Consider the following 4,801-nt stretch of genomic DNA (forward strand, 5'->3'; position numbering starts at 1 on the left):
GGTATTCGGCAACGCAGATAGCTTTTCAACGACCTGTTAAAACTCCTCCCACTCCTCACCCATCACCACCGCCCCTGAAGCGGATTTACGCACCGGGCTGACAATGGCTTTGGCCTTGATCGGGCTGACCGCGGGTGCTGCCATTTTGGCACTGGCAGCGGGTGATGCCACCGCAGCGACAGGTCGATGTGGAGTAGAAGGTTTGCTGACATCGTCGTCACTGACCTTGAAGAAGCTCACCAGCTGCTGCAGTTGCCTCGCCTGTTCTGCCATGGACTCTGATGCGGCTGCTACTTCTTCTACCAGTGCAGCGTTCTGCTGAGTCCCCTCATCCATCTGCGTTACAGCCACGTTGACCTGACCGATACCGGAGGCCTGTTCCTGGCTGGCCATGGCTATTTCACCAATGATCAGTGACACACGCTCGACCGACTCGATGATGCGCTGCAATGACTTGCCTGACTCATCCACGTATTCAGCGCCCTCACTGACGGTCTGCACGCTTTCGTTGATCAGGGATTTGATCTCTTTAGCGGCACTGGCACTGCGTTGTGCCAGACTGCGCACCTCGGAAGCGACGACGGCAAACCCGCGCCCCTGCTCGCCCGCGCGGGCTGCTTCCACTGCCGCATTCAGCGCCAGCAGGTTAGTCTGGAAAGCGATTTCATCTATCACGCCAATGATGTCAGCAATGCGCGCGGAGGATTTGCTGATCAGCCCCATGGACGACACCGCTTTAGCCGAAATATTGCCGCCCTCTTCTGCCAGTTTCTTGGCCGCCGCGGCCAGCTGACTGGCCTCCTGAGCGTTATCAGCATTCTGTTTAACCGTGCTGGTCATTTCCTCCATGCTGGCAGAGGTTTGCTCGATACTGGCTGCCTGTTCTTCGGTACGTTGTGACAGGGTGGCATTGCCATGGGCAATTTCCGATGCCCCCGAGGTAATGGCATCGCCTGCGAGGCGAATGTCTTTTGCCAGACTGCCAAGGCGTTCCAGCGAAGACGTCAGGGCGTTTTCCAGATCAGCAAACTCACCCTGAAAATCACCTTTCATGCGTTGCTCAAGGTCACCCTGAGACATCGCCACCAGGACCCGTTTCACCTCCATCAAGGGCTCTACCACGGTGTCCATCAGGGTGTTAACGCCGGTGGCGACATTGGCCATAAAGCCGCTGTACAAGCTGGGATTCAGACGCTCCTCGAAATTACCGGCCACGGCTTTTTTGATCAGATTCTCAATCTGTTGCTCCGCCTGCAGTTGCTCTGTCAGATCCTGCCATTCGACGACGGACCCCAGACGCTTGCCAGTGTCGTCCATCACCGGGTTGGCGATCAGGGCAAAAGTACGTCCACCTACCGTGATACGAGCACGATAAGTAGTGGTCATGCGAGACAAGACTCCACGCTGGTGCGCCGGATTTTTGTGGAAAACATCAAAGTTCTGCCCTTTCAGGCTGGCCACATCAAAATGGGGCAGTTCTGTGCGAATGGCCGATTCGGCATTCTTCAGCAGATCGCGGGTAGCGTCATTGAAATAGATAATATTGCCGTCGTTGTCTGCCAGCATGACGCTGGAGGTCACGTTGTCTAATGCTTGTTTGATACGCAGAGACTGGCCCGCTCGCTCTCTGGCATCGTTCAGTTCAAAGCCGAGCTTGATACCAAGGGACTTCACAGCGCGGTTCAACTGCCCAAACTCACCCGGCCGGTCTATATCGATAGGCGTGTGATAGACTCCCTCCATCACGTTATGAATAGCGCTAATGGTTTGCTCCATAGGTGCTATAACCTGCTGTTTAAGCAGACGGGTACCGCCAATGGCCATAATTAACAAGCCCAGCAGTGGTCCCACTTCCACCCACATCGGCGCGACGAAAAGTATCCCCCCGCCCACCACGACAGAGACCAATACCGCACTGATCAGCAACGAAGACCATTTTGCCTGCAGCTGCCGGGTAGGAATGGTGCCGGGCGCCACCAGCGAAGCCGTGTTCTTGTTGAGCTGCTCATACAGTCTTTCCGCTGCAGCAACCTCTTCGGCGCTTGGAAGCGTACGGACAGACATGTACTCCACCACCTTGCCATCACGGGTAATGGGTGTGACGTTTGCCTTGACCCAGTAATAGTCACCGTTCTTGCAGCGGTTTTTGACCAGTTTGTTCCAGGGGCGGCCGAGCTTCAGGGTGTCCCACAGATCCTTGAAGGCCGCCTGCGGCATATCCGGGTGACGGACGACGTTATGGTTGTGGCCAAGAAGTTCCTCTTCGCTGAAGCCACTGATCTGAATAAAAGCAGGATTTACGTAGGTAATGGTGCCTTTCAGATCAGTCTTTGTGACAAGCTCCTCACCGTCTTTCAGTCTTACTTCGTTGTCCGTAATCGGCATGTTTACTTTCATGACGGCAGCTCCACTGAGGTCATTCTGTTATATGTTCTATTGCCAGTTCGTCAGAGTTGAGCAGCCTGTCGACATCAAGCAAAACAATCATCTTCTTGTCGATGGAAATCAGACCACGCACGAACTCTGCATCGATGTTGCTGCCCACATGGGGAGCAGCCATGATGTGCTCTCGCGTAACCGCGAAGGTTTCTTCTACTGAATCCACCACAATGCCCATGGTGCGCTGCAGGTTGTCACTCATGACTTTGACTACCACCACCACGGTTTGCGGACCGTAGTCCCGCTGCGCCATGGCAAACCGACAGCGTAAATCGATGACGGGGATGATGGTGCCGCGCAGGTTCAACACCCCTTTCAGATAGGGAGGGCTATTGGGTATGCGAGTCACTGGCGTCCATACCCGGATTTCCTGCACCCGCAGGATATCGACGGCATATTCCTCGTCAGCCAGCAGGAAGGTGAGGAACTGCTCCAGTTCAGCATTCATGGCATCAATCTCACGGTCCCGGTGACGGGCCATTTCAGGCACGGCTGACATCTATCATTTCTCCCTTTATTCACCCCAAACCCCATCGTTCTGGCTTTACTTCGTTGAACGCATCCCTGTCAGGCCACTACTTTGCCGTACGTGGCCCCATGCTCTGATGCCGTACTGCCATCCAGTGCGGCCCGACAAAGACCGGGGATGTCAATGATCAGAGCGACGTTGCCGTCACCCAGAATGGTGGCTCCCTCAATCCCTGAAACTTTCTTGAAGTTGCTCTCCAGATTTTTCAGCACCACCTGCTGTTGACTGAGCAGCTCATCGACCAGTAGCCCAAATTTGCGCCCGCCTGCATCCACTACGACCAGCAAGGGGTCTTGCTGCTTTTTATAGAGACCCAGACCAAAGCAGAGGCTGATATCCACCAGCGGGATGTATTCATTACGGAAATGATAGAGACAATCCTGCCCGGCAATATTCTTGACGGCCTTGTTGTCGATCTGGATAGACTCAACGATGGAGATCAGGGGAATGATGTAGATCTGATCGTTCACTCTCACCAGCTGCCCGTCCATGATGGCCAGTGTCAGCGGCAATCGGATATGAATGCTGGTGCCATGACCCAGCTCAGATTGCAGGTTGAGATCACCGCCCAGCGCTTCGATGTTGCGCTTTACCACATCCATCCCCACACCGCGGCCCGACAGGTCACTGACGGTATTGGCGGTAGAGAATCCGGGCAGAAAAATCAGGTGTTTGAGTTCATGGTCAGACAGCACCTGATCCACGCCAACCAGCCCTTTCTCGATCGCTTTTTCGCGAATCCGCCTGGTATTCAGGCCGCGACCGTCATCCTTGATGACAATCATGATGTGTCCGCCCAGATGGAAAGCACTCAGCTCAACCAGACCCACGGGGGACTTGCCTGCCGCTTCACGTTCTTCCGGCGTTTCCAGACCATGATCAAGGGCATTACGAATCAGGTGCACCAGCGGGTCGCCGATCTTCTCCAGCACCGTTTTGTCCAGCTCAGTGTGCTCGCCCTGCATACGCAACTCGATGCGCTTGCCCAGCTGGCGGCTGACATCATGTACCAGACGTGGAAAGCGATTGAATACCGAGCCGATTGGCAACATACGAATGCGCATGACCTCTTCCTGCAGATCACGCATATTGCGCTCAAGCATGGCCAGCCCTGCACGCATTTTCTCCAGTGCCGGATGTTCAAGATCAGCCATGTCATGGCTGATCTGACTGAGCATAGACTGGGTAATGACCAGTTCTCCCACGCGGTTGATCAGGGTATCGACTTTGTCGATAGCGACCCTGACCGAACCGCCAGCATCCACCTTGGCAGCAGTGAAGGTCTTGGCCTTGAGTGCCTGACTCAGCTTGTCTGCATCGGAAAGTACATTCGACTCAGTGGCTGAAGATGGCGCAGCTTTGTTTGAAGCGGGAGTCTGGCTTATAGAAGCTGTTTCTGCGGCAGGTAACGAAGCCGATGTATCCGCAGCAGCACTGACAGTGGAGGAAGCAAGATCAGGGGAAGTCGTATCAGTGGCGGATGGAACATCCGCTGCCTGGGCTGTCAGATCAGCCCCAATGCGATGGATATTCAGCAGGCAGTCATCTTCTACCCACTCAAAAATCTCGCGAATGTCGGCTTCACTACAGTCACTCTGCAATGTCATGTGCCAGGCGAGATAGATTGTTTCCGGGTCAAATCCGTCGAGATCGGGCAGATTGAGAGCCACCTCCTCAAAGGTCAGCGCTCCCAGACCACGCAGTGTAGTGGTCAACTATTTCCGGACAGCTTCTTAGCTTCTTTTTCCCTCATCACCGGGGTTAAACCACCGTTGTGGCAATGAGGCCTCTGTTCGTTGTAATAGCTCATCAGGTAGTCACCGATATCCTTGA

3 protein-coding genes are annotated in these 4,801 nt (G+C 54.6%); all 3 read right to left on the reverse strand.

Going from position 1 to position 4,801, the window contains the following annotated elements; genetic code table 11:
• Window positions 1–36 precede the first annotated feature (36 nt).
• The 3 genes from WH50_RS27205 to WH50_RS25745 all read right to left on the reverse strand — a co-directional run bounded on the left by WH50_RS27205 (window position 37) and on the right by WH50_RS25745 (window position 4,683).
• The gene (locus WH50_RS27205) at window positions 37–2,397 is read right to left on the reverse strand and encodes a methyl-accepting chemotaxis protein (protein WP_110190338.1); all 2,361 of its coding nucleotides are present in this window, start codon (window positions 2,395–2,397) and stop codon (window positions 37–39) included.
• Window positions 2,398–2,416: 19 nt separating this feature from the next.
• A complete protein-coding gene (locus WH50_RS25740) occupies window positions 2,417–2,938 on the reverse strand; it encodes a chemotaxis protein CheW (RefSeq protein ID WP_243410283.1) in 522 nt (173 codons plus the stop codon).
• Window positions 2,939–3,006: 68 nt separating this feature from the next.
• Complete coding sequence (locus tag WH50_RS25745) at window positions 3,007–4,683, reverse strand: chemotaxis protein CheA (RefSeq protein WP_110190340.1); 1,677 nt, start codon at window positions 4,681–4,683, stop codon at window positions 3,007–3,009.
• Window positions 4,684–4,801 lie beyond the last annotated feature (118 nt).

The sequence above is a fragment of the Pokkaliibacter plantistimulans genome, assembly GCF_003194385.1.
In the GTDB taxonomy this organism is placed as follows: Bacteria; Pseudomonadota; Gammaproteobacteria; order Pseudomonadales; family Balneatricaceae; genus Pokkaliibacter; species Pokkaliibacter plantistimulans.